The following is a 21,868-nucleotide window of genomic DNA, read 5'->3' as shown; positions in this document are numbered from 1 at the left end:
GAGCACGGCCGGCGCCATGGGCATTACCCAGGGATTCGTGGGTGCGGTCGGCCATACGCCCCTGATCCGGCTCCAGGCCCTCAGCGAGCTCACCGGCTGCGAGATTCTGGGCAAGGCGGAGTTCATGAACCCCGGCGGTTCCGTCAAGGACCGGGCCGCGCTCGGAATCCTGCTGGAGGCGGAGGCCAGCGGTGAGCTCCAGCCCGGCGGCACCGTGGTGGAGGGCACCGCCGGCAACACCGGCATCGGCCTGGCCCACCTCTGCAATGCCCGCGGCTACCGCAGCCTGATCGTGATCCCCGACACCCAGTCAGCGGAGAAAATCGGCCTGCTGCGCAGCCTGGGGGCGGAGGTGCGCACCGTGCCCGCGGTGCCCTACCGCGACCCCAACAACTACGTGCGCCTCTCCGGCCGGATCGCCGCTGAAACCCCCGGGGCGATCTGGGCCAATCAGTTCGACAACCTCGCCAACCGGCGCGCCCACTACAACTCCACCGGCCCGGAAATCTGGGAGCAGACCGGCGGCCAGGTGGATGCCTGGGTGGCCGCCACCGGCACCGGCGGCACCTATGCCGGGGTGGCGCTGTTTCTGAAGGAACGCAACCCCCGGGTGCGCTGCGTGATCGCCGATCCCCACGGCAGTGCCCTCTACAGCTGGGCCACCAGCGGCGAACTGACGCTCGAGGGCAGCTCGATCACCGAGGGCATCGGCAACAGCCGGGTCACCGCCAACCTGGAGGGGGCACCGGTGGATGACGCCGTGCGCATTGACGACCAGAGTGCCCTCGACACGATCTACCAGTTGCTCTGGCGTGAGGGACTGTTCATGGGCGGATCGGTGGGCATCAACGTGGCCGCCGCGGTGGAGACGGCCCGGCGTCTCGGGCCCGGTCACACGGTGGTGACCGTGCTCTGCGACAGCGGCGACCGCTACCGCTCCCGCCTCTACGACGGCGAATGGCTGGCCAGCAAGGGGCTCAGCCAGCCCCGGCGCGGCTCATGAGCGGCGCATTGATCGGCGATCGCTACCTGCTGGAGGAGCAGCTCAGCCGCAGTGCCCAGGGGGTGCTGTGGCGGGCCAGCGACCAGCTGGCCGGCGAGGCGCCGATGGTGTTGCGCCAGCTGGCCCCGGGCCAGGATCAACAGCGTTTTCGTGAGCTCTGGGGCCGCCTTCAAGGGGTGCTCCACCCGCAGGTGCCCCGGTTCGGTGGTGTCATCCAGGACGGCGCCAGCCTTTGGCTGGTGCGGGAGTGGCAGGGCGGTCCCACCTACCAGGAGCTGCTGGAGGCCCGCCGCGAGCGCCAGCTGGTGTTCGGCTCCGGAGAGGTGCTGTTGCTGCTGCGCCAGCTGTTGCCAGTGCTGGCGGTGCTCCACAGCCAGCAGCTGCTCCATGGCGATCTGACCCCCGCCAACCTGCTGCGGCGGGATCGCGACGGTCTGCCGGTGCTGCTGGATTTCGGCCTGGTGCGGGGGTGGCGGCCACCGCCGCCCAGTCAGCCGGTCTGCTGGGGGCCACCCCGGCTACGCGCCGCCGGAGCTGGTGCGTGGGGAGCCGGCCCAGCCCTGGATGGACCTCTACAGCCTGGGGGTGGTGGCGCTGGTGTTGCTCAGTGGCCAGGAGCCCGCCGAGCTGCTCGATCCGGTCACCCTGGCCTGGCGGTTGCCCGCTGGATTGGAGCCCGAGCCGGGCTTTCGGGAGGCCCTGACGCGCCTGCTGGCGAGCGAGCCCTCCGAGCGCTTCGCCTCGGCGGCGGCGGCCCTGCAGGCCCTGCAGCAACTGCCCATGCCCGAGAGCACCGGGCCCGTGGCCCGGGCCGACCGCACCGTGGTGCTGGTGCCCCAGAGCGCCCCGCCCACTCCGCCAGTGGAAGCGCCATCGACGTCGCCTGAGCCGGAGCTTCCCCCTGCGGCCCGCCGTGGCCGCGAGCGTCGAGCCTGCTCCCCGCAGCCGCCAGGAGCAGAAGGAGGAGGAGGCCGAAGGCCGGCTCTGGCCGGTGGTGATTGCCCTGGTGCTCTCGGCGGTGGTGGGCACCGCCCTGGGCTGGTTGCTGCTCAGCCGCGGCAAGGCCCCCACCCCCGATCCGGCCGCCTCCCTGCAGCTGCCCGCCAGCCTGCCGCCGGCGGAGGTGGACCAGCGCCAGCAGCTTCTTAATCGCTTACGGGCGCTCCAGATCGATCGGGCCTGGTTCCTCAAGCTGGTGGACGCCAGCCTGCTGGCCCAGTTCCCCGAACGGGGCGGCCGCCTGCCCAGTGATTCGCTCGAGGACGCGCCCCTGCGCAAGGTCTGGAACGAGCTGGCCGAAGAGTGGCTGGCGCGGGTGGAACAGCTGCCCCCGGAGTTGCGCCGGCGCCTGGGCAGCTTCAGTGCCGGCGACTGGCAGAGCCAGCAGACCCGCCTGGGGGCCCAGGGGCTGAGCCCGGCGGTGCTGCGCCAGCTGGTGTCGGGCTCAGCCCAGAACTTGCTGCCCGGCCGCTCCGGTGAGGACATCCCCCCGGAGCCCTTCCGCCAGCTCTGGTATGCGGCGGCCCAGAAGAGCCTGGCCAACGTGCAGATCGAGCAGATCCAGACCCAGCTCGGTCAGACCCGGGTGCTCTCGGCCCAGGTGGAGGCCGGGGGTGCCCGCCTGTTCCCGATCCAGATCGGCCCCGGCTCCCGGCTGGTGCTGGGGGTCAACGGTTCGCCGCTGATGCAGATGAGCGTGTTCGCTGCCGACGGCGCCCTGTTGGAGGCCAAGGGGCCCCTGCGGGTGATCAGCCTCGACAGGATCACCAGCGCGCCGGTGCAGCTGCTGATCACCAATGAGGGCGTGGCACCGGCCCTGATCACCCTGTCGCTGCGCGTGGATCCTGCCCCGCCGGTGACGCCCACCACCCCGACCACCCCAGGGGAGCCCACGCCCACCGATCCGGCCCCCAGCACGCCCACCCCCGCCCCGACGCCCGAGCCCACTCCATCGGCGCCCGCGGGGCCCACCCCGCCGCCGCCGGTGCCCGGCGCCGAGCCCAAGGCGAACTGAGCGCTCCGATCAGATCCGGGCGATCGCGGCGCGGGTCTCCTTGGCGTCCTGCTTGCGTTTTTCATCCTGGCGCTTGTCGTGGAGCTTGCGCCCCTTGGCCAGGCCAATGGTGAGCTTGATCCAGGAGCCCTTGAGGTGGAGGTTGAGCGGCACCAGGGTGAGCCCCTTCTGATCGAGGGCGACGCGGAACTTGTCGATCTCACGTCGGTGGGCCAGCAGTTTGCGCACCCGCAGCGGCTCGTGGTTGAAGTAGGCGCCGGCGTGGCTGTGGGGGAGATATGCACGTTGTGCAGCTGCAGTTCGCCGTTCCTGATCAGGCAGAAGCCATCCCGCAGGTTGGCCTTGCCGGCGCGGATCGATTTCACCTCCGTGCCCAGCAGCTCCACGCCGGTTTCGAGCGTGTCGAGGATCTCGTACTGGTGGCGGGCGAAGCGGTTGTCCGCCAGCAGCTTGTTGGCGGCGTCCCGTGCGGACTTGGCGGTTTTCTTGCCTCCGCCCTTCGCCATCACCGTCCCTGGAATCTCCCGACCCTAGGCAGGGGCCGGTACCCTCGCCCCATGGCGATCGTTTCCTCAGGGGCCGGACGGGGCGCTGACGCCGCCGGGCGCTCCAAGCGCAAGCCGGCGGCGTCGGCGGGGGACTCGCTGGGGTCCCGGCCGCGGCTGGTGGATCCCGAAAGCCTGGCGGAGGAGAGCGCCCCCGACGCCCCTGTGCTGCGTGAAGACACCCTGCGCCCCCGTCGCCTGGCGGACTACATCGGCCAGCGGGAGCTCAAGCAGGTGCTGGGCATCGCCATCGAGGCCACCCGCCACCGGGGCGAGGCGCTCGATCACGTGCTGCTCTACGGCCCCCCGGCCTCGGCAAGACCACCATGGCCCTGGTACTGGCCGAGGAGCTCGGGGTGCGCTGCCGCATCACCAGCGCGCCGGCCCTGGAGCGCCCCCGCGACATCGTCGGTCTGCTGGTGAACCTGCAGCCCCACGAGCTGCTGTTCATCGACGAGATCCACCGGCTCAACCGGGTGGCCGAGGAACTGCTGTATCCGGCGATGGAGGATTTCAGGCTCGATCTCACCGTGGGCATGGGCGCTTCGGCGCGCACCCGCAGCCTGCCGATCGCCCCCTTCACCCTGGTGGGCGCCACCACCCGCGCCGGTTCGCTCAGTTCACCCCTGCGCGATCGCTTCGGGCTGGTGCAGCGGCTGGAGTTCTACGACCTGCCCGACCTCCAGGCGATCGTGGAACGGGCGGCGGGCCTGCTGAAGCTGCATCTGGAGCCCTTGGCGGCCCTGGAGGTGGCCCGGCGCTGCCGCGGCACGCCCCGGATCGCCAACAGGCTGCTGCGCCGCGTACGCGATGTGGCCAGCGTGGGTGGCCACGGCACCATCAGCGCCGAGCTGGTGGGCGAGGCCCTCAGCCTGCACCGGGTGGATGAACGGGGCCTCGACGCCAGCGATCGCCGTTTGATGGTGTTGCTGTTGGAGGGTTATGGCGGTGGCCCCGTCGGCATCGACACCCTGGCGGCGGGCCTGGGCGAGGACCCCGCCACCCTGGAGGCGGTGGTGGAGCCGTTCCTGCTGCAACTGGGCTTTCTGCAGCGCACCCCCCGCGGCCGGGTGGTGACCGCCAAGGGCCGGGAGCACCTGGGCTGGCCGGAGGCGGCCTGATGCTCGGGGTGCCACTGCTGGGGCCACCGCTGCTGGCCCTGCTGCTCACGGTGCAACTGACCCTGCCCCAGCTGTTCGATCAGGCGCTGGCCGCCAGCCAGGCGGGGCGCTTCGGTGAGGCCCTGCCCCTGTGGGATCGGGTGCTGGAGGAGGCGCCTGAATCGGCCTCGGCCTGGAGCAACCGCGGCAACGTGCAGCTGGCCCTGGGCCGGCCGGAGGCGGACATCGCCGACCAGAACCGGGCCATGGTCCTGGAGCCGGAGAGCCCCGATCCTCACCTCAACCGCGGCACCGCCGAGGAGGCGCTGCAGCAATGGCCGGAGGCGGAGGCGGATTACCGCTGGATCCTCGAGCGCGACCCCGCCGATGCCTCCGCCCTCTACAACCTGGGCAACGTGCGCGGCTCCCAGGGGGATTGGAGCGCAGCCCGCTCCTGCTTCGAGGCCGCCGCCGCGGCCCGTCCCGGCTTCGCCATGGCCCGTTCCAGCGCCGCCCTGGCCGCGATTCAACTGGGCGAGCAGGAGAACGCCGAGCGGCAGCTGCGCTCGTTGATCCGCCGTTACCCGATGTTCGCCGATGCCCGCGCCGGCCTCACCGCCCTGCTGTGGCGCCGGGGAGCCAGCGGTGAGGCCGAAAGCAACTGGGCGGCGGCCTCCGGCCTTGATCCCCGTTACGGCCAGCCAGAATGGTTGCTGGCGCAGCGGCGTTGGCCGCCGGAGCCCGTTCACGCCCTCGAGGATTTCCTCGCCCTCACCCGCTGATGTCCCCCGCCGCAACGGCTTCCACTGATCTCTGGCAGGCGCTGGCTCTGGAGGGCGCCCTGGCGGAGGCTCTGCCCCAGTGGATCGGCCTGCGGCGCCACCTCCATGCCCACCCGGAGCTGAGCGGGGAGGAGCACCAGAGCGCCGCCCTGGTGGCTGGTGAGCTGCGCCAGTGGGGTTGGCGGGTGCGCGAGGGGGTGGGCCGCACCGGGGTGGTGGCGGAACTGGGCCCGTCCCATGGCCCCCTGGCGGCCCTGCGGGTCGACATGGATGCCCTGCCGGTGGAGGAGCGCACGGGGCTGGCCTATGCCTCCACCCGTCAGGGGTTGATGCACGCCTGTGGCCACGACCTGCACACCACCCTGGGCCTCGGGGTGGCCCAGCTGCTGGCGCCCCACGCGGATCGGCTGCAGGGCCGGGTAAGGCTGCTGTTCCAGCCCGCCGAGGAGATTGCCCAGGGGGCCAGCTGGATGGTGGCCGACGGGGCGATGGAGGGGGTGGACGCCCTCTTCGGGGTGCATGTGTTCCCGAGCCTGCCGGTGGGCACGATCGGCGTGCGCAGCGGCGGCCTGACGGCGGCAGCGGGCGAGTTGGAGGTGGAGGTGCTGGGGGAGGGGGCCACGGGGCCCGGCCCCACCAGAGCACCGATGCGATCTGGATCGCCGCGAAGGTGGTGAGCGGCCTGCAGGAGGCGATCAGCCGCAAGCTGGATGCCCTCCACCCGGTGGTGGTCAGCTTCGGGCGCATCGAAGGCGGCAAGGCCTTCAACGTGATCGCCGACCACGTGCGCCTGCTGGGCACCGTGCGCTGCCTGGATCCGGATGTGCATGCCCAACTGCCGGGCTGGATCGAAGAAACCGTGCACGCCATTTGCCGCGGCTACGGCGGCGAGGCGCGGGTGCGCTATCGCTGCATCGCCCCTCCGGTGCAGAACGACCCGGAACTCACGGACCTGGTGGAGGAGGCCGCGATCGAGCGGCTGGGGCGCGCCCGGGTGTTGCGCCTGGAGCAGCCATCGTTGGGGGCAGAGGATTTCGCGATGCTGCTGCAGGACACCCGCGGCACGATGTTCCGCCTCGGGGTGGCCGGGCCCCAGGGCTGCTCGCCGCTGCACAGCAACAGCTTCGATCCCGATGAAGGCGCCCTGGCCGTGGGGGTGCAGGTGCTCACCCTCAGCCTGTTGCGCTGGCTGGAGCGGCAGCGATGACCCGGCGTCTGCTGGCCCTGGCCTCGCCGCTGCTGATCCTCCTTGCCCTGCTGGTCATGGTCAGCCGCCAGGAGCGGGAACGGCTCCAGGCTTTGCCGGCCCTGCTGATCGGTTCAGGGCTGCTGGCCACCAGTGCCATCGTGCGGGGCCAGCGCCGCCGGGCCCTGCTGAGCGCCCTACGGTCTGAGAAGACGGGTCGTTGAAGGAGACGTTGAATGGATCTGGAGATGCTCAAGCAGGCGATCGTCTCAGGTGATCCCAGCCGCTCAATGCCAGCGCTGGTGGGTTTGCGGGCGGCGGAGGTGGAGCAGGCGGTGCCCCTGCTGCTACTGGGGCTTGAGCAGGAGGTGTTCATGGTGCGCTCGTTGAGTTGCGCGGGCCTGGGGCAGAAACGCAACGAGGCGGGCTGGCAGGCCCTGGTGGAGGCCCTGCGTCACGACGGAGACCCCAATGTGCGGGCCGAGGCGGCCAATGCTCTCGTGAGCCATGGGGTGGCACGCGCCTGGCCGCTGGTGCGGGAGGCCTTCGAGCGCGATGGCCAGTGGCTGGTGCGCTGCAGCATTCTCTCGGCCCTGGCCGAGCAGCCGGAGATGGGGCCGGCAGCGCTGCTGGAGCTGGCCGAACTGGCCGTGGCCGATGGCGATGGCAGCGTGCGCGTGGGCGGCACCGAGATTCTGGGGAGGCTGGTGCGGGAGGCGACGGATCCAGGCGCCGCCGCCGCCGCCCGGGAGTTGCTGGTGGGCCTCCAGCAGGACGGGGACCACCGGGTGGTGGCGGCGGCCCTCAATGGATTGCGGGGTTAGGTCGTCGGCTCAGCTCCGGATTGGCGCTTGACCAAACAGCCTTGCTAGGTTTCACAGGTCACTAGGGGTGCCCGGCCAAATCAGAAGGCCTGGGCTGAGATCACACCCTCCGAACCTGATCCGGGTCATGCCGGCGCAGGGAAGTGCCCCGAAATCTGCCTTGCCTTCGGGCCCGGTGGGCGTCGGCTCCGGAGACGACCTCGCTCAGCCGACTGTCCCCAGCCCCGTTCTCCGCCCTACCCCCCACGATCATGCGCAGCGCCTGGATTGAGAAGCGTCGCGGCGACGCCAACGTGTCGCAAATGCACTACGCCCGCCAGGGCGTGGTCACCGAGGAGATGGCCTATGTGGCCAAGCGCGAGAACCTGCCCGAATCGCTGGTGATGGAGGAGGTGGCGCGGGGGCGGATGATCATCCCCGCCAACATCAACCACACCAACCTGGAGCCGATGGCGATCGGCATCGCCTCCAGATGCAAGGTGAACGCCAACATCGGCGCCTCCCCCAATGCCTCCGACCTTGAGGAAGAGGTGGCCAAGCTGCGCCTGGCCGTGAAGTACGGCGCCGACACGGTGATGGATCTCTCCACTGGCGGTGTCAACCTCGATGAGGTGCGCACGGCAATCATCAATGCCTCCACGGTGCCGATCGGCACGGTGCCGGTGTATCAGGCGCTGGAGAGCGTGCATGGCTCGATCGAGAAGCTCGACGCCGATGATTTCCTGCACATCATCGAGAAGCACTGCCAGCAGGGCGTCGATTACCAGACCATCCACGCGGGACTGCTGATCGAGCACCTGCCGCTGGTGAAGGGACGCCTCACCGGCATCGTGAGCCGCGGCGGCGGCATCCTGGCCCAGTGGATGCTGTATCACCACAAGCAGAACCCGCTGTTCACGCGCTTCGATGACATCATCGAGATCTTCAAGCGCTACGACTGCAGCTTTTCGCTGGGAGATTCCCTGCGGCCCGGCTGCCAGCACGATGCCTCCGATGCTGCCCAGCTGGCGGAACTCAAAACCCTGGGTCAGCTCACGCGCCGCGCCTGGGAGCACGACATCCAGGTGATGGTGGAGGGCCCGGGCCATGTGCCGATGGATCAGATCGAGTTCAATGTCAAAAAGCAGATGGAGGAGTGCTGCGAGGCGCCCTTCTATGTGCTCGGTCCGTTGGTGACAGACATCGCTCCGGGTTATGACCACATCACCAGCGCCATTGGCGCGGCCCTGGCCGGCTGGCACGGCACGGCGATGCTCTGCTACGTGACCCCGAAGGAACACCTGGGCCTGCCCAATGCCAATGACGTGCGTGAGGGCCTGATCGCCTACAAGATCGCTGCCCACGCCGCCGACATCGCCCGCCACCGCCCGGGCGCCCGCGACCGCGACGACGAGCTGAGCCGGGCTCGCTATGCCTTCGACTGGAACAAGCAGTTCGATTTAGCGCTCGATCCCGAACGCGCCCGCGAGTACCACGACGAAACCCTGCCGGCCGACATCTACAAGCAGGCCGAATTCTGCTCGATGTGCGGGCCGAAGCACTGCCCGATGCAGACGAAGATCACCGATGAGGACATCGCAGGGCTCGAAGAGGTGCTCAAGGCGCAGGCACAGGAGAAGGAGGCCGCGGTGGTGTGAGTAGCCAACCTGCTTGCTGATGATTGGCCCAGGGGAGTAACTCCTGGGCCTTGTTCATGTCTGAGGATCAGGGAAGTTGGCTGGTTGGATTGGCATTGGCTGGCATGGGCGGGCTGAGCCAGAAGCGCTGGCGAGAGCAGACCAGCTTCTGGGGAGTGTCAACAGTTGATTCTCGGTTCCGCCCAAGACTCTGCCTGGTCAAAGCCGTTGGCCCAAGGCCCTTGTGCCGCTGGAGTTTCATGCCATGCATCACACCTTGGTTGGGTCACCTACAACAGGAGGGCCTTGACTTCAGTTTGTTCGCTGGCCAGCCCAATCGGCGTTGGGAAGATCGTATGACCGGCTGAGGAGCATTCATCCTGTTTGAGCTTCCCGGAGATCATTAGGGCTGTTGCTGCGCCACGCCGCATGACATGGGCGACCTTCCTGCCTATGCTTGAGTGGTTATCTAGAGGAGTCCTTGTTGCCAACTGTTCTTCGAGATGGAGAATATCGTTTATTCTTCTTTTCGCGAGAAGAGCCACGCATGCATGTTCACGTCAGTCATCCTGATGGAGAAGCAAAGTTCTGGTTGACACCAGCTGTGCAAATTGCAAAGAATATTTGCCTTGGCGATTCGCGACTCAGGGATGCCCAACGCGTAGTGGAAGCTCACCATCAGGAGATCATCGATGCCTGGAACAACTACTTTCCCAGCTGAGGTCACCAATGTCTCCAGGCATTGCCTGTGGATACTGGTCGATGAAGAGGAGTTGGTGATCCCCTACTCGGAATTCCCTTGGTTCAGGGGGGCACAATTGAACAAGTAGCCAATGTGCTCCGCCCAACAGAAGATCATCTCTATTGGCCCGATCTCGACGTAGATCTATCTGTAGCCTCAATCCGTCATCCAAGTGAGTTTCCGCTTCAAGCAAGGATGACTTCCGAACATCAAGAATAAGCAGGCATGGCATGGCTTGCGTGATGCGCTCCCATGGCTGCTATCCGCCGCTGATCTTGACCGTTAGATCCAGCAATGGTTTCTGCGATCGAACCTTCTCAGCCAATGATCTCCCACAAGCCATCAAAAAGCCCCACCCATCTGGGCGGGGCTTTGATCGGCCGAGAAGCGTCCCGGCCCACATTCACTGGCTGAGTTCCGCCCAGCCTCAGCCCAGCAACGCCTTCGCCTTCGCCACCACGTTCTCCACCGTGAAGCCGAACTTCTCCAAGCACACGCCGCCCGGAGCCGAGGCTCCGAAGCGATCGATCGACACGGTGTCACCGTCGAAGCCGGTGTACTTGTGCCAACCGAAGGAACTGGAGGCTTCCACCACCAGGCGCTGGCGCACGGCGGCGGGGAGCACGGATTCGCGGTAGGCGGCGTCCTGCTCCTCGAACAGTTCCACGCAGGGCATCGACACCACGCGCACGTTTTTGCCCTCGGCCCGCAGTTGGGCGGCGGCCTTGGTGCAGAGCTCGAGCTCGGTGCCCGAACCGATCACGATCAGCTCGGGGGTGCCGTCGCTGTCCTCGAGGATGTAGCCGCCCTTGGCCACCTTGTCGGCGCTGGAGTTGGCCTGGTTGGCCATGGCCTGGCGGCTGAGGGCCAGCACCGTGGGCCGCTTGCGGTTGGTGACGGCCACCTGGTAAGCGCCGCTGGTTTCGTTGCCATCGCCCGGGCGGATCACCAGCAGATTGGGGATCGCGCGCAGATTCGCCAGCGTTTCCACCGGCTGGTGGGTGGGACCGTCTTCGCCCAGGCCGATCGAGTCGTGGGTGAACACGTAGATCACCCCCAGCTCACTCAGGGCCGAGAGCCGGATGGCGCCCAGGGCGTAGCCCGCGAACACCAGGAAGGTGCCGCCGTAGGGAATCAAGCCGCTGCCGTGATACGCGAGGCCATTGAGGATCGCTGCCATGGCGTGTTCGCGCACGCCGAAGTGCAGGTAGCGGTTGGCCTCGGCGCCCTTCTGAAAACTCTTCTCTCCCTTGATGTCGGTGAGGTTGGAGTGGGTGAGGTCGGCCGAGCCGCCGATCAGCTCGGGCAGCTTGGGCCCGATCGCATTGAGCACGTTGTAGGAGTACTGGCGCGTGGCCAGGCCCTTGTCGGCGGGGGTGAAGCTGGGCAGGGCCTGCTCCCAGCCGCTGGGCAGCTCGCCCCGCAGCCGGCGCTCGAATTCAGCGGCTTCAGCGGGGTAGGCGGAGCGGTAGGAGGCCAGGGTGTCGTTCCAGGCCGATTCCAGGGCGGCGCCGCGCTCGATTGCCTGGCGCCAGTGGTCGTAGGACGCCTGGGGCACTTCGAAGTCGCCGTAGGTCCACTCCAGGGCCGCCCGGGTGAGGGCCGCTTCCTCAACGCCCAGGGCCGCCCCATGCACGCCGGCGGTGTCGGCCTTGTTGGGGGAGCCGTAGCCGATGGTGGTGGTGACCTTGATCAGGCTTGGCCTGTCGGTGACCGCCTTGGCCGCCTCGATCGCCCGGCTGATCGCGTCCACATCGGTGTTGCCCTCGGCCACGTGCTGCACGTGCCAGCCGTAGGCCTCATAGCGCTTGAGCACATCCTCGGTGAAGGAAACCTCGGTGTTTCCATCGATGGTGATGTGGTTGTCGTCGTAGAGGCCAATCAGCTTGCCCAGGCCCAGGTGACCCGCCAGGGAGGCGGCCTCACCGGAGATCCCCTCCTGGTGGCAACCGTCGCCCATGATCACGTAGGTGTAGTGATCGACGAGCGGCAGACCGGGTTTGTTGAACTGCGCCGCCAGGTGCGCTTCGGCGATCGCCAGGCCCACGGCGTTGGCGATGCCCTGGCCCAGGGGGCCGGTGGTGACTTCAACGCCCGGTGTCTCAAACGTTTCCGGGTGGCCGGGGGTCTTCGATCCCCATTGGCGGAACTGCTTGATGTCCTCGATGGTGACGCTGTCGTAGCCGGTGAGGTGCAGCAGCGCGTAGAGCAGCATGCAGCCGTGGCCGGCGGAGAGCACGAAGCGGTCGCGGTTGAACCAGAGGGGGTTCTTGGGGTTGTGCTTCAACGCCCGATCCCAGAGGGCGTAGGCCATGGGAGCGGCGCCCATGGGCAGGCCGGGGTGCCCCGAGTTCGACTTGTTGATCGCGTCGATCGCCAGGAAGCGGATGCTGTTGACGCAGAGGGTGTCGATGGACACGGGGGCGCGGCGACCATGGGGATGGAGGGAAGGGTGAGGGGAGTGGGGCGTTCCGGGGGCTGGGAATCAGCCCATCCGACGGAAGGCAAGACAGACGTTGTGACCACCAAACCCGAAGGAGTTCGAGAGCACCACGTTCAGCTTCTGTTCCCGGGCTTGGTTGGGAACGTAATCCAGATCACAGGCCGGATCCGGGTTTTGGTAATTGATCGTAGGTGGAACGAGGCCGTGAACAAGCGCCAGCACGGAGGCCACGGCCTCGATCCCGCCGCTGCCACCGAGCAGGTGCCCCGTCATCGATTTGGTCGAGCTCACCGGGATCTGGAACGCACGCTCCCCAAGGACCGTCTTGATGGCGGCGGTTTCGTTGCTGTCGTTGGCCTGGGTGCTGGTGCCGTGGGCGTTGATGTAGTCCACGTCCGCCGGGTCGAGGTGCGCGTCCGCCAGGGCCAAGCGGATCGCCTCGGCGGCGCCCACTCCACCGGGGGAGGGCAAGGTGTAGTGATAGGCGTCACAGGTCATGCCGTAGCCCACCACCTCCGCCAGGATCTCGGCGCCGCGGGCCTCGGCGTGCTCCAGGCTTTCGAGCACCAGCAGGCCGGCCCCTTCACCGATCACGAAGCCGTTGCGCTCGGCATCGAAGGGGCGGCTCGCCGTGGCCGGGTCGTCGTTGCGGAAGGAGAGGGCCTTGGCGCTGGCGAAACCGGCCACCCCCAGAGGCGTGATTGCCGATTCGGCCCCGCCGCAGACCATGGCGTCGGCCAGACCAAGTTGAATCAGCCGGTAGGCGTCACCGATGGCATTGGAGCCAGCGGCGCAAGCGGTGGCCACGGCGCTGCTGGGTCCCTTGGCCCCCAGGGCGATGGCCGCCAATCCCGTGGCCATGTTCGGGATCATCATCGGCACACAGAAGGGGCTGACCCGATCCGGCCCCCGTTCCGCCAGCACGTGGGCCTGGGTCTCCATCATCAGCAGTCCGCCCACCCCAGAACCGATCGCCACACCGACCCGATGCTGGTTGAGATCGTCGACGCTGAGGCCCGCATCCGCGACCGCCTGTTTGGCGGCCACCACACCGAACTTGCAGAAGCGGTCCCAGCGCTTCGCCTCCTTGGGTTCGATCCAGCCCGTGGGGTCGAAGCCCTTGACCTCGGCCGCGAACCGACAGGCATGGCGTGAGGCATCGAACAGGGCGATCGGCGCCACCCCGTTGCGACCGGTGCTCAAACCTTCCCAGTAGGAGGAAACGTCATTGCCGATCGGTGTGACCGCGCCCAGGCCCGTGACCACGACGCGGTGGAGACCCTCCACCATCGGGATCCTCAGGCCTGCTTGTCCTGGATGTACTTGACGGCGTCACCGACGGTGAGGATGCCTTCGGCGGCCTCGTCGGGGATCTCGATGTCGAAGGCTTCTTCCAGGGCCATCACCAGTTCAACGGTGTCGAGGGAGTCAGCGCCCAGATCGTTCTGAAAGTTCGACTCTGGCTTGACTTCAGCGGCATCGACGCTGAGTTGCTCGGCAACGATCGAGCGGACTTTCTCGTAGGTCGCTTCCTGGGACATGACCGGTTGGTGGGAGGCCGCATCCTACGGGTCGCCCGGACACCCCCTGGCTTATGAACAAGGGTGACGGGGTGCCCAGGGCCCCGGTTGGCCCCGGTCCGCTTTGGGTACTTTGGGCTCCACGCCGTTCGCTTCCGGTCGGGCATGTCCCATTCCGTCAAGATCTACGACACCTGCATTGGTTGCACCCAGTGTGTGCGCGCCTGCCCACTCGACGTGCTCGAGATGGTCCCCTGGGATGGCTGTAAGGCAGCCCAGATCGCCTCGTCCCCCCGCACCGAAGACTGCGTCGGTTGCAAGCGTTGCGAAACCGCCTGCCCCACCGACTTCCTCAGCATCCGCGTCTACCTCGGCGACGAGACCAGCCGCAGCATGGGTCTGGCCTACTAATCGGCCCTCCATCAAGGAATCAAGCCCGGCCTCGGCCGGGCTTTTTCTGCCTGGCGATCCACTAGAAACGAGCCCACTCAGCCCCTTCCTCCATGTGCGGCATCGTCGCGGTGATCGGTTCCCGCGAGGCGGCTCCTCTGCTGCTTGAGGGCTTGCGTCAGCTGGAGTACCGCGGCTACGACTCCGCCGGCCTGGCCACCGTGGCCGGGGGTGAGCTCACTTGCCTGCGGGCCCAGGGCAAGTTGGTCAACCTCACCAGCCGCTACGAGCAGCAGGGGGCCCGGGGGCTCTGCGGCATCGGCCACACCCGTTGGGCCACCCACGGCAAACCGGAGGAACGCAATGCCCATCCCCACCTGGATGGTTCCGGCCAGGTGGCGGTGGTGCAGAACGGCATCATCGAGAACTTCCGCAGCCTGCGCCAGGAGCTGCAGGCCGAAGGGGTGGTGTTTCTCTCGGAGACCGACACCGAGGTGATCCCCCACCTGCTGGGCCGTGAACTGGCGGCCCTGCGTCAAGCCGGCCGTGCCGCCAGCGGCCAGCTCTTGCTGGAGGCGCTCCAGCGGGTGCTGCCGCTGCTCCACGGCGCCTACGCCCTTGCGGTGGTCTGGGCGGAGACTCCCGGTGCCCTGGTGGTGGCCCGCCGCCAGGCTCCCCTGCTGATCGGCCTGGGGGAAGGGGAGTTCCTCTGCGCCAGCGACACTCCGGCCCTGGCGGGCTTCCACCCGCACGATCCTGCCCATGGAGGACGGCGAGGTGGCCCTGCTCACCCCCTGGGAATCGAGCTCTATGACGGGGCCGGTGAGCGCCAGCAGCGCACGCCGACGCTGCTCAGCGGCACGGAGCACGTGGCTGACAAGCGCAGCTTCCGCCATTTCATGCTCAAGGAAATCCACGAGCAATCCGAGACCGCGGCCCTCTGGGTCGCCCGCCATCTGCCTGAATCGAGCGAGGCCGAGCGAACCGTGGCCGGGGCTGCACCTCTGGTGGCCCTGCCCCTCGATGAGTCGGTCTTCGCAGGGGTGGAACGCATCCAGATTCTGGCCTGCGGCACCAGCCGCCATGCCGCCCTGGTGGGGGCCTACCTGCTCGAGCAACTCGCCGGCCTGCCCACCTCGGTGTTCCATGCCAGCGAGTTCCGCTATGCCCCGCCGCCCCTGGCCCCCCACACCCTGACCATTGGGGTGACCCAGTCGGGAGAGACGGCCGACACCCTGGCGGCCCTGTTGATGGAGCAGGAGCGGCGGGAACTGGTGGCCGACCCGGCCTTCGCCCCGCGGCTGCTGGGGATCACCAACCGCCCGGAAAGCTCCCTGGGTCGCCTGGTGAGCCACATCCTCGACATCGGCGCCGGCATCGAGGTGGGGGTGGCGGCCACCAAGACCTTCATGGGCCAGATGCTGACCTTCTACGGTCTGGCGATCGCCTTCGCCGAGCGCCGGGGGCAGTGCCCGGAGACCTTGCAGCGGCTGGTGGGGGAACTGCGCACCATCCCCGCCCAGCTCTCTCAGCTGGTGGACGAACACGACCGGCGCTGCGCCGAAGTGGCCCACCTGTTCAACGAGACCCACGACATGATCTTCCTGGGCCGGGGGATCAACTATCCGATTGCCCTCGAGGGCGCCCTCAAGCTCAAGGAGATCAGCTACATCCACGCCGAGGGTTATCCCGCTGGCGAGATGAAGCACGGACCGATCGCTCTGCTCGATGCCCGGGTTCCCGTGGTCTCGATCGCGGTGCCGGGCGTGGTCTTCGACAAGGTGCTCTCCAATGCCCAAGAGGCCAAGGCCCGCGATGCCCAGCTGATCGGCGTGGCCCCTGAGGGCCCCGACACCGAGCTGTTCGACCTGCTGCTGCCGGTGCCGGTGGTCGATGAACTGATCTCGCCGCTGCTGACGGTGATTCCCATGCAGCTGCTCAGCTATCACATCGCCGCCCACCGGGGGTTGGATGTGGATCAACCACGAAATCTGGCGAAGAGTGTCACGGTGGAGTGAACCGGGGTCCCGGTCCGCTTCGGCGGCTGAGCTCGCGGGGCGAGCAAGGCCGCCTGCGCAGACCGGGACCCCGGTTCAACGGGGGTGACGCCCTGGGGTCGCTGGGTCAGGGGGGGACGTTTGGGGCGACTACGGCACCAGCGCGGCGTCGCTGCGGCCGTAGCGGTCTTCGAAGCGGACGATGTCGTCTTCGCCCAGGTAGGGGCCGCTCTGCACCTCGATCAGCTCCACCGGGATCTTGCCGGGGTTGGAGAGGCGGTGCTTGGCGCCCAGGGGGATGTAGGTGCTCTGGTTTTCGCCCACCAGTTCTTCGACCCCGTCTTTTTCGACCACGGCCGTGCCCTTGACCACCACCCAGTGCTCGGCCCGGTGATGGTGCATCTGCAGGGACAGGCAGGCGCCCGGTTTGACCTGGATCTTCTTGACCTGCCAGCGCTCCCCTTCCACGACGCCGTCGTAGTGGCCCCAGGGGCGGTAGATGCGGCGGTGGGCCTTGCCTTCGGAACTGCCATCGGCCGCCAGCCTGTTCACGATCGTCTTGACGTCCTGGGCCCGGTCGCGGTGGGCCACCAGCACGGCGTCATCGGTTTCGATCACGACCAGATCCTCCACCCCCAGCCCCACCACCAGGCGGTGCTCGCTGCGCAGATAGCAATTGCGCGCCCCTTCGCTGATCACCCGGCCCCGCAACACGTTGCCCGCCCCGTCGCGGTCGCCCGTCTCCCACAGGGCACTCCAGCTGCCGACATCGCTCCAGCCCGCCTCCAGGGCCAGCACGGCCCCCCGCTCGGTCTTCTCCATCACCGCCACATCGAAGGCGACGTTGGGGCAGGTGGCGAAGGCCTCCCGCTCCAGCCGCAGGAAATCCAGATCGCTGCTGTCGTGGTCGAGGGCAGCGCGGCAGGCGCTCACCACCTCCGGCGCCAGCCGTTCGAGCTCCAAGAGCACCGTGCTGGCACGGAACAGGAACATGCCGCTGTTCCAGGTGAAGCGACCGGTGGACAAGAACTGCTCGGCGGTGGCGCGGTCGGGTTTCTCGACGAAGCGGGCGATCGGCACCGGTGAGGGCCCCAGGCTCTCGGCGGCCTCGATGTAGCCATAGCCGGTTTCCGCCGAGCTGGGGACGATGCCGAAGGTGACCAGGGAACCGGCTTCGGCGCTGGCGATGCCGGCGCAGACCGTGGCGCGGAAGCGACCGGCGTCACGGATCACATGGTCGGCGGCCAGCACCAGCAGCAGGGGGTCCTCCCCCAGGGCCGTGGCCTTGAGGGCCGCCACCGCCACGGCGGGAGCGGTATTGCGCCCCAGGGGCTCCAGCAGGATCGCCCCGGGCTCGATCCCGATCTGGCGCATCTGCTCGGCAACGATGAAGCGGTGGTCTTCGTTGCAGATCAGCAGCGGCGGGGCCAGGCCGGGCAGGCCCTCGAGCCGTTGCTGGGTCTGTTGCAGCAGGGTCTCCTCCCCTGGCCGGCCAGGGCCCAGTACTGCTTGGGGTAACTGGCCCGCGACAGGGGCCAGAGCCGGGTGCCGGTGCCCCCGCACAGGATCACCGGCACGAGCGAGGTCGGTGCGCTGGCCAAGGAACTCATGGGGGCAGAGCCGGGCATGGGAGCTGATGCTATGGGGCCCCTCAGGAATCCAACAACCCCGGTGGTGGTGTCAGGCCCAGCCAACCCTCGGCAAGGTTCACCGTGGGCACGATCGCCTCGACGAACGGCACCAGCACGCGCCTCCCCTTCCCCTCCCCCGCACCTTCGGCGTTGAGTTCCACCTCCAGCAGATCGTTGCCGGCCGAGAGCAGATCGACCACGGTGCCGATGCTGCGGCCATCGGCCTCGAGCCGCACCTGCAGACCGACCAGGTCACTGAGGTGGAACTCCCCTCGGCCAGCTCCGGCCGGTCGTCGCCGCGCACCAGCAGTTCCTGGCCGACGAGGGCTTCGGCGGCCTCGCGGCTGTCGATGCCCGCCAGGCGCACCACGAACAGCTCTTTGCCCGGCAGCTGCCGCCCGGCCACCAGATCCACCGGGCGGGGTTCTGCCTGCTTCAGGCGCAACCAGCGGGGTCCGGGGGCGGTGAAACGTTCCGGGAAATCGCTGCGGGGCACCACGCGCAGCTCTCCGCGCAGACCCTGCGCCGCCACCACCTTGCCCACCATCAGCCACTCATCCATCGCGTCGGTTGCGGGCGCCTGAGCCGATAATGGCGGCACGACGGGCTGACCCCATGGCTGAACTGATCCTGCCGGGCTCCACCGTGGTGGTGCGCGACGCCCGCTCCATCTACGACGGCTACCGCGGCTTCGTGCAGCGCATCAGCGATGTGCGGGCGGCGGTGCTGTTCGAGGGCGGCAACTGGGACAAGCTGGTGACCCTGCCCCTCAAGCACCTGGAAAAGGTCTGAGCGCCGTGCTGGCACCCGCTCAGGGGCTGGGCTGCTCCTGCTTCAACCGCTCCAGGGCCTGACGGGCCGCCTGTTGCTCCGCATCGCGGCGCGAGCGGCCGTAACCCTCACCCAGGGGTTTCCCCGCCAGCTGCACCCGGCCATGGAAGCGCTCCGGGTGGCCATGGCTGCTGTGGCGTTCCTCGACCGCGTAGCTCGGCAGCCCCAGCCCCAAGCCCTGGCTCCATTCCTGCAGCGCCTGCTTCCAGTTGTGGCGGTGAGGGTCCGCCAGCAGCTCGGCGGTGGCGCGCTGCCAATGGGGCGCCAGCCAGCGGTGCACGGGCTCCAGGCTGCCCCAGGCTTCGTAGAGGCCACCGATCAGCGCTTCGGTGCTCTCGGCGCGCACGGTGGGGGCGGCCAGCGGGTCGCGGCGGGTGGCCTCCGCTTGCAGCAACACTGATTCGATCCCACAGGCGGCGCCGAGGTCGGCCAGGGCTCGGTCGCTCACCAGCTGGGCGCGCAGGGCTGAGCAAGCACCAACGCTGAGTTGCGGGTGGTGGCGTTGCAGGTGTTCGGACGCCGCCAGCCTGAGCACCGCATCGCCCAGGAACTCCAGGTGCTCATGGTTGCGGGCCCGGCCGGCGGAGGTGTGGGTCAGGGCCTCATCGATCGGGCCCAGATCCGGGGGCTCCTCCAGCCCCAGGGACGCCAGGAAGGCAACCAACTGCTGGCGGCGTTCGCTCGTGATCGACATCGGATCGGGAGGGGCGGTCCGTTGGGGCCGCGAAGGGGTGAAAGCAGGACGTAAGCCGGGTTCTGTTCCGGTTCGCCGAAGCGATCCGGGGCGGTCATCTATCTGGGACCGTTGTTACCAACGGCCTCGAGCGGCGCACTTAGGTCGGGACGGGTGTCATGGCCAACCGTTGTCCCTGGGCCTTGCTCCCAGCCGGGGTTTACCGAGCCAGCACCTCTCGATGCTGCTGGTGCGCTCTTACCGCACCTTTGCACCCTTGCCTGTGCGCCGGGCAAGCCCGGGCCATCGGCGGTGTGTTTCTGTGGCACTCTCCTCACGGTCACCCGCACTGGGCGTTACCCAGCAGGCCTGGACATTGGGGAGCCCGGACTTTCCTCAACCGGGGGTGAACCCCCGATTGCGACCACCTCGCCTGCTTTCGAGCTCCATCATGCCCCCGTGGGCTGACCCCGCAGGCGGCGCCCATAATGGCCAGCCAGGGGGCTGTAGCTCAGCCGGATAGAGCGACGGTTTCCTAAACCGTAGGTCGTGGGTTCGAGTCCCGCCAGCCCCGTAGGCAGCCCCCAGTCAGCACGCTCGTTGGAGAAAGGGACCCCGCCAGCGCTTCCACCATGGCCCGTAAACAAAGGCTGGCGCCGGTAGCCTGCGCTACGGGTGGTGGTCTTTCCATTCGGGCCCCTGCAGCTAGCGTGGGCCCAGTCGTCCTTCCCCGATGACCCAGCTTCACGATCTGCGCTTGCGGCTGCTGGTGCAACAGGAAAGTGAGCGCATCGCCGCCAACCAGGGAGGTGACCTGGACCTTTCCGTGGTTCAGGCCCGCTGCCTCTGTTGGCTGGCCCTGCTGGCGGAGGCCCATGAGGATCAGGCCACCGACGCCGAGAAGCGCGGGGATGTGGAGCAGGCCATGGGCTGGTTTGCCGACTCCATGCGGCTGCGGGACGTGATCGGGGTGGTCAGCTCGATCGAAATTCCCCTCCCCGTCGTGCTCGAGTGTGACGACGGTCCGGAGTACGACGCCGGATCGATGACGGCTTGAGAGAAGCCAGGGCTGGGCAATGCCATGATGGAATTTGAGAACCAAGGGAGTGCGGTGCCCGAAGAGCCCTGCCAATGCCCTGACTGCCAGCGTTTTTATCGGGAACACGACCGATTGATTCGCGAAAACCCCACCCTGCGCCAGCAGCAGGAGCTCAATTGGGCTGCGCTGCAATCCTTTCGCACCCTGGCCGGGCGGGTGCTCGAAGACCTGCAGAAGATCCACGGTGACGCTGAGACACCACCTGCCGCACCGCCCACGGCAGCCGGGGCCAAGGAGCTCCCGAGCCACCGTCAGAGGAGAACGACGCCATGCAGCAGGCCATCGGCGACCTGGAGAACATCAATGCTCACCTGTTCTCGATCGAGGCGCTGATGGAGCGCATCTTCGATGTGCGGGTGCCCGAGGAGGTGGAGCAAAAATTCAAGGAGCAGGCCGGTGAGCTGGCCCCTGATCCCCTCAATGCCGATCGGCTGCGCCTGAATCGCCTGCTGCACCAGACCCCCGACCTGCCCGACCACCGCAGCTAAGCCGCGGTTGCCAGTGCCAGGCATTGGCGGGCCATCAGGCCTTCCTCATCGGAGGGAACGCGCAGCCATTCGATCGGCCCCAGCCAGCCCAGCCGCTCCCTGAGCTCGATCTCCAACAGGGCATCGTTGGCGCCGATGCCGCCGCTGAGGGCGATGGCATCGACTCCGCCGAGGCTGGCGGCCATGGCTCCGATGCCCGCCAGCAGCCGGTGCTGAAACACGGCGAGGGCCAGCCTGGCGCCCCGGTGGCCCGCGGCGGCGGCGCGGCGCAGCTCGGCCCAGTCGCCACTGAGCTCCGAGAGACCGAGCAGGCCGCTTTCGCGGCTGAGGGCCTGATCGATCTGATCGGGGCGCAGGCCCTCGCGCATCAGATGCAGCAGCAGGCCGGGGTCCACAGAGCCGCTGCGGCTGGCCATCACCAGACCCTCCAGGGGGTGTAGCCCATGGTGGTGTCGATGCTGCGGCCGGCCTGGATCGCCGCCAGGGAGCAACCCGCCCCCAGGTGGCAGCTGATCAGCCGAAGTTGCGTGGGGTGGCCCAGGCGGGCGGCCACCGTCTCGCTCACGTGCTGGTGGTTGAGGCCGTGGAAGCCGAAGCGCCGCAGCCCCTGGGCCCGCCAGCGCGCCGGCAGGGCATAGGTGTAGGCGGCCTCCGGGAGGTGGTGGTGGAAGGCGGTGTCGAAGCAGGCCCACTGCTCGAGCGCCGGATCCCAAGCGATCAAGGCGCGAATCAAGGCCAGGGCGGGCCCGTTGTGGAGCGGCGCCAGGGGCACCAGCGCCTCCAGCGCTTCCACCAGTTCCGGTGTGATCCGGGCCGGCCCGCTGAAGCGCTCTCCCCCGTGCACCACCCGGTGGGCCGCCAGGGTCAGTCGGCCGCGCCAGGGCTCCAGCTGCTCTGCCAACCAGGGCGATGCCCCGCTGCCGCCGGGGCCCTGCCCCTGCCAGAGCCGCTCCCCGGCGCGATCGATCACCGCGCCCTTGAGGC

General features: G+C 68.3%; 18 protein-coding genes, 1 tRNA gene, 1 other RNA gene, 7 pseudogenes and 1 riboswitch. Of the genes and pseudogenes, 17 read left to right on the top strand and 10 right to left on the bottom strand.

Annotated features, from left to right (window positions below; genetic code table 11):
- The first annotated feature begins 16 nt into the window (after positions 1-16).
- The 3 genes from AAF143_RS05415 to AAF143_RS05405 are packed head-to-tail and all read left to right on the top strand — an operon-like array spanning position 17 to position 3,017.
- The gene (locus tag AAF143_RS05415; RefSeq protein WP_255008646.1) at positions 17-1,003 is read left to right on the top strand and encodes a cysteine synthase A; all 987 of its coding nucleotides are present in this window, start codon (positions 17-19) and stop codon (positions 1,001-1,003) included.
- A complete protein-coding gene (locus AAF143_RS05410; RefSeq protein WP_414026619.1) occupies positions 1,000-1,890 on the top strand; it encodes a protein kinase domain-containing protein in 891 nt (296 codons plus the stop codon). Before AAF143_RS05415 ends, AAF143_RS05410 begins: the two co-directional genes overlap by 4 nt.
- A 26-nt stretch (positions 1,891-1,916) precedes the next feature.
- Positions 1,917-3,017, top strand: a complete 1,101-nt coding sequence (locus AAF143_RS05405) for a hypothetical protein (protein WP_414026618.1) — start codon at positions 1,917-1,919, stop codon at positions 3,015-3,017.
- A gap of 9 nt (positions 3,018-3,026) precedes the next feature.
- On the opposite strand, the pseudogene smpB reads toward AAF143_RS05405, so the two are convergent.
- Positions 3,027-3,523, bottom strand: a pseudogene (gene smpB / locus AAF143_RS05400) (SsrA-binding protein SmpB).
- Between the two features lie 51 nt (positions 3,524-3,574).
- On the opposite strand from smpB, the pseudogene ruvB reads away from it, so the two are divergent.
- The 6 genes and pseudogenes from ruvB (at position 3,575) to thiC (ending at position 9,091) form a co-directional block, all read left to right on the top strand.
- Positions 3,575-4,683 (top strand): annotated as a pseudogene (gene ruvB, locus AAF143_RS05395) (Holliday junction branch migration DNA helicase RuvB).
- A complete protein-coding gene (locus tag AAF143_RS05390) occupies positions 4,683-5,444 on the top strand; it encodes a tetratricopeptide repeat protein (RefSeq protein WP_255008638.1) in 762 nt (253 codons plus the stop codon). Before ruvB ends, AAF143_RS05390 begins: the two are co-directional and overlap by 1 nt.
- Positions 5,444-6,651: pseudogene (locus AAF143_RS05385) on the top strand (amidohydrolase). The gene AAF143_RS05390 and the pseudogene AAF143_RS05385 overlap by 1 nt, the downstream one beginning before the upstream one ends.
- On the top strand, positions 6,648-6,854 hold the full coding sequence (locus tag AAF143_RS05380) for a DUF3188 domain-containing protein (RefSeq protein WP_255008633.1): 207 nt from the start codon (positions 6,648-6,650) through the stop codon (positions 6,852-6,854). Before AAF143_RS05385 ends, AAF143_RS05380 begins: the two are co-directional and overlap by 4 nt.
- A 24-nt stretch (positions 6,855-6,878) precedes the next feature.
- Positions 6,879-7,454 carry a HEAT repeat domain-containing protein gene (locus AAF143_RS05375; RefSeq protein ID WP_414026617.1) on the top strand — a complete coding sequence of 192 codons (576 nt, stop codon included), beginning with the start codon at positions 6,879-6,881 and terminating at the stop codon, positions 7,452-7,454.
- A 53-nt stretch (positions 7,455-7,507) separates the two neighbouring features.
- Positions 7,508-7,613: riboswitch (TPP riboswitch) on the top strand.
- Between the two features lie 92 nt (positions 7,614-7,705).
- Positions 7,706-9,091: a phosphomethylpyrimidine synthase ThiC gene (thiC, locus tag AAF143_RS05370; RefSeq protein ID WP_255008630.1), complete on the top strand. Its 1,386-nt coding sequence runs from the start codon at positions 7,706-7,708 to the stop codon at positions 9,089-9,091.
- A gap of 269 nt (positions 9,092-9,360) precedes the next feature.
- Here the strand turns inward: thiC and AAF143_RS05365 are convergent, their stop codons facing one another.
- Positions 9,361-9,615: a hypothetical protein gene (locus AAF143_RS05365; protein WP_255008763.1), complete on the bottom strand. Its 255-nt coding sequence runs from the start codon at positions 9,613-9,615 to the stop codon at positions 9,361-9,363.
- A 2-nt stretch (positions 9,616-9,617) separates the two neighbouring features.
- Here AAF143_RS05365 and AAF143_RS05360 point away from each other — a divergent pair, with 2 nt between their 5' ends.
- Both AAF143_RS05360 and AAF143_RS05355 read left to right on the top strand, forming a co-directional pair.
- Entirely contained in the window at positions 9,618-9,791 is a 174-nt protein-coding gene (locus AAF143_RS05360) for a DUF4160 domain-containing protein (RefSeq protein ID WP_255008747.1), read from the top strand.
- Positions 9,792-9,869: 78 nt separating this feature from the next.
- Complete coding sequence (locus AAF143_RS05355; RefSeq protein ID WP_414026616.1) at positions 9,870-10,031, top strand: DUF2442 domain-containing protein; 162 nt, start codon at positions 9,870-9,872, stop codon at positions 10,029-10,031.
- A 208-nt stretch (positions 10,032-10,239) separates the two neighbouring features.
- Here the strand turns inward: AAF143_RS05355 and tkt are convergent, their stop codons facing one another.
- The 3 genes from tkt to acpP all read right to left on the bottom strand — a co-directional run bounded on the left by tkt (position 10,240) and on the right by acpP (position 13,796).
- Positions 10,240-12,231 carry a transketolase gene (gene tkt / locus AAF143_RS05350; protein ID WP_414026615.1) on the bottom strand — a complete coding sequence of 664 codons (1,992 nt, stop codon included), beginning with the start codon at positions 12,229-12,231 and terminating at the stop codon, positions 10,240-10,242.
- Between the two features lie 66 nt (positions 12,232-12,297).
- A complete protein-coding gene (gene fabF / locus AAF143_RS05345) occupies positions 12,298-13,545 on the bottom strand; it encodes a beta-ketoacyl-ACP synthase II (RefSeq protein ID WP_255008626.1) in 1,248 nt (415 codons plus the stop codon).
- A gap of 8 nt (positions 13,546-13,553) precedes the next feature.
- Positions 13,554-13,796, bottom strand: a complete 243-nt coding sequence (gene acpP, locus AAF143_RS05340) for an acyl carrier protein (RefSeq protein ID WP_255008624.1) — start codon at positions 13,794-13,796, stop codon at positions 13,554-13,556.
- A gap of 144 nt (positions 13,797-13,940) precedes the next feature.
- Between acpP and psaC the strand changes: the two genes are divergently transcribed.
- Both psaC and glmS read left to right on the top strand, forming a co-directional pair.
- Complete coding sequence (gene psaC, locus AAF143_RS05335; protein WP_254939178.1) at positions 13,941-14,186, top strand: photosystem I iron-sulfur center protein PsaC; 246 nt, start codon at positions 13,941-13,943, stop codon at positions 14,184-14,186.
- Between the two features lie 92 nt (positions 14,187-14,278).
- The gene (glmS, locus tag AAF143_RS05330; protein WP_414026614.1) at positions 14,279-16,183 is read left to right on the top strand and encodes a glutamine--fructose-6-phosphate transaminase (isomerizing); all 1,905 of its coding nucleotides are present in this window, start codon (positions 14,279-14,281) and stop codon (positions 16,181-16,183) included.
- Between the two features lie 129 nt (positions 16,184-16,312).
- Here glmS and AAF143_RS05325 read toward each other — a convergent pair.
- Positions 16,313-17,772 (bottom strand): annotated as a pseudogene (locus AAF143_RS05325) (mannose-1-phosphate guanylyltransferase/mannose-6-phosphate isomerase).
- 41 nt (positions 17,773-17,813) lie between these two features.
- A pseudogene (gene rimM / locus AAF143_RS05320) lies at positions 17,814-18,355 on the bottom strand (ribosome maturation factor RimM).
- Between the two features lie 53 nt (positions 18,356-18,408).
- Between rimM and AAF143_RS05315 the strand changes: the two are divergent.
- Positions 18,409-18,585 (top strand): NAD(P)H dehydrogenase subunit NdhS, encoded by a 177-nt coding sequence (locus AAF143_RS05315; protein WP_255008619.1) that lies wholly within the window; start codon positions 18,409-18,411, stop codon positions 18,583-18,585.
- A gap of 19 nt (positions 18,586-18,604) precedes the next feature.
- Here AAF143_RS05315 and rnc read toward each other — a convergent pair whose 3' ends face one another.
- Both rnc and rnpB read right to left on the bottom strand, forming a co-directional pair.
- Positions 18,605-19,318, bottom strand: a complete 714-nt coding sequence (rnc, locus tag AAF143_RS05310) for a ribonuclease III (RefSeq protein WP_255008618.1) — start codon at positions 19,316-19,318, stop codon at positions 18,605-18,607.
- 35 nt (positions 19,319-19,353) lie between these two features.
- Positions 19,354-19,738, bottom strand: an RNA gene (gene rnpB, locus AAF143_RS05305) — RNase P RNA component class A.
- Positions 19,739-19,797: 59 nt separating this feature from the next.
- On the opposite strand from rnpB, the gene AAF143_RS05300 reads away from it, so the two are divergent.
- The 3 genes and pseudogenes from AAF143_RS05300 (at position 19,798) to AAF143_RS05290 (ending at position 20,884) form a co-directional block, all read left to right on the top strand.
- Positions 19,798-19,871 (top strand) — tRNA-Arg (locus tag AAF143_RS05300).
- A 159-nt stretch (positions 19,872-20,030) separates the two neighbouring features.
- On the top strand, positions 20,031-20,354 hold the full coding sequence (locus AAF143_RS05295) for a hypothetical protein (RefSeq protein ID WP_255008617.1): 324 nt from the start codon (positions 20,031-20,033) through the stop codon (positions 20,352-20,354).
- 54 nt (positions 20,355-20,408) lie between these two features.
- Positions 20,409-20,884 (top strand): annotated as a pseudogene (locus AAF143_RS05290) (hypothetical protein).
- Here AAF143_RS05290 and AAF143_RS05285 read toward each other — a convergent pair.
- Positions 20,881-21,728: pseudogene (locus AAF143_RS05285) on the bottom strand (acetate/propionate family kinase). The pseudogenes AAF143_RS05290 and AAF143_RS05285 overlap by 4 nt on opposite strands.
- Positions 21,729-21,868 lie beyond the last annotated feature (140 nt).

The organism is Cyanobium sp. ATX-6F1, from assembly GCF_047395825.1.
GTDB lineage: Bacteria > Cyanobacteriota > Cyanobacteriia > PCC-6307 > Cyanobiaceae > ATX-6F1.
This window is presented reverse-complemented; position numbering and strand designations above follow the sequence as displayed.

Excerpts from the sequence above, each read along its gene's own strand:
- AAF143_RS05315 (WP_255008619.1), top strand. The coding sequence starts at position 18,409 with ATGGCTGAACTGATCCTGCCGGGCTCCACCGTGGTGGTGCGCGACGCC.
- fabF (WP_255008626.1), bottom strand. The coding sequence starts at position 13,545 with ATGGTGGAGGGTCTCCACCGCGTCGTGGTCACGGGCCTGGGCGCGGTC.
- AAF143_RS05415 (WP_255008646.1), top strand. The coding sequence starts at position 17 with ATGGGCATTACCCAGGGATTCGTGGGTGCGGTCGGCCATACGCCCCTG.
- glmS (WP_414026614.1), top strand. The coding sequence starts at position 14,279 with ATGTGCGGCATCGTCGCGGTGATCGGTTCCCGCGAGGCGGCTCCTCTG.
- psaC (WP_254939178.1), top strand. The coding sequence starts at position 13,941 with ATGTCCCATTCCGTCAAGATCTACGACACCTGCATTGGTTGCACCCAG.
- AAF143_RS05295 (WP_255008617.1), top strand. The coding sequence starts at position 20,031 with ATGACCCAGCTTCACGATCTGCGCTTGCGGCTGCTGGTGCAACAGGAA.
- AAF143_RS05410 (WP_414026619.1), top strand. The coding sequence starts at position 1,000 with ATGAGCGGCGCATTGATCGGCGATCGCTACCTGCTGGAGGAGCAGCTC.
- AAF143_RS05380 (WP_255008633.1), top strand. The coding sequence starts at position 6,648 with ATGACCCGGCGTCTGCTGGCCCTGGCCTCGCCGCTGCTGATCCTCCTT.
- acpP (WP_255008624.1), bottom strand. The coding sequence starts at position 13,796 with ATGTCCCAGGAAGCGACCTACGAGAAAGTCCGCTCGATCGTTGCCGAG.
- thiC (WP_255008630.1), top strand. The coding sequence starts at position 7,706 with ATGCGCAGCGCCTGGATTGAGAAGCGTCGCGGCGACGCCAACGTGTCG.
- AAF143_RS05360 (WP_255008747.1), top strand. The coding sequence starts at position 9,618 with ATGCATGTTCACGTCAGTCATCCTGATGGAGAAGCAAAGTTCTGGTTG.
- AAF143_RS05375 (WP_414026617.1), top strand. The coding sequence starts at position 6,879 with ATGCTCAAGCAGGCGATCGTCTCAGGTGATCCCAGCCGCTCAATGCCA.
- rnc (WP_255008618.1), bottom strand. The coding sequence starts at position 19,318 with ATGTCGATCACGAGCGAACGCCGCCAGCAGTTGGTTGCCTTCCTGGCG.
- AAF143_RS05390 (WP_255008638.1), top strand. The coding sequence starts at position 4,683 with ATGCTCGGGGTGCCACTGCTGGGGCCACCGCTGCTGGCCCTGCTGCTC.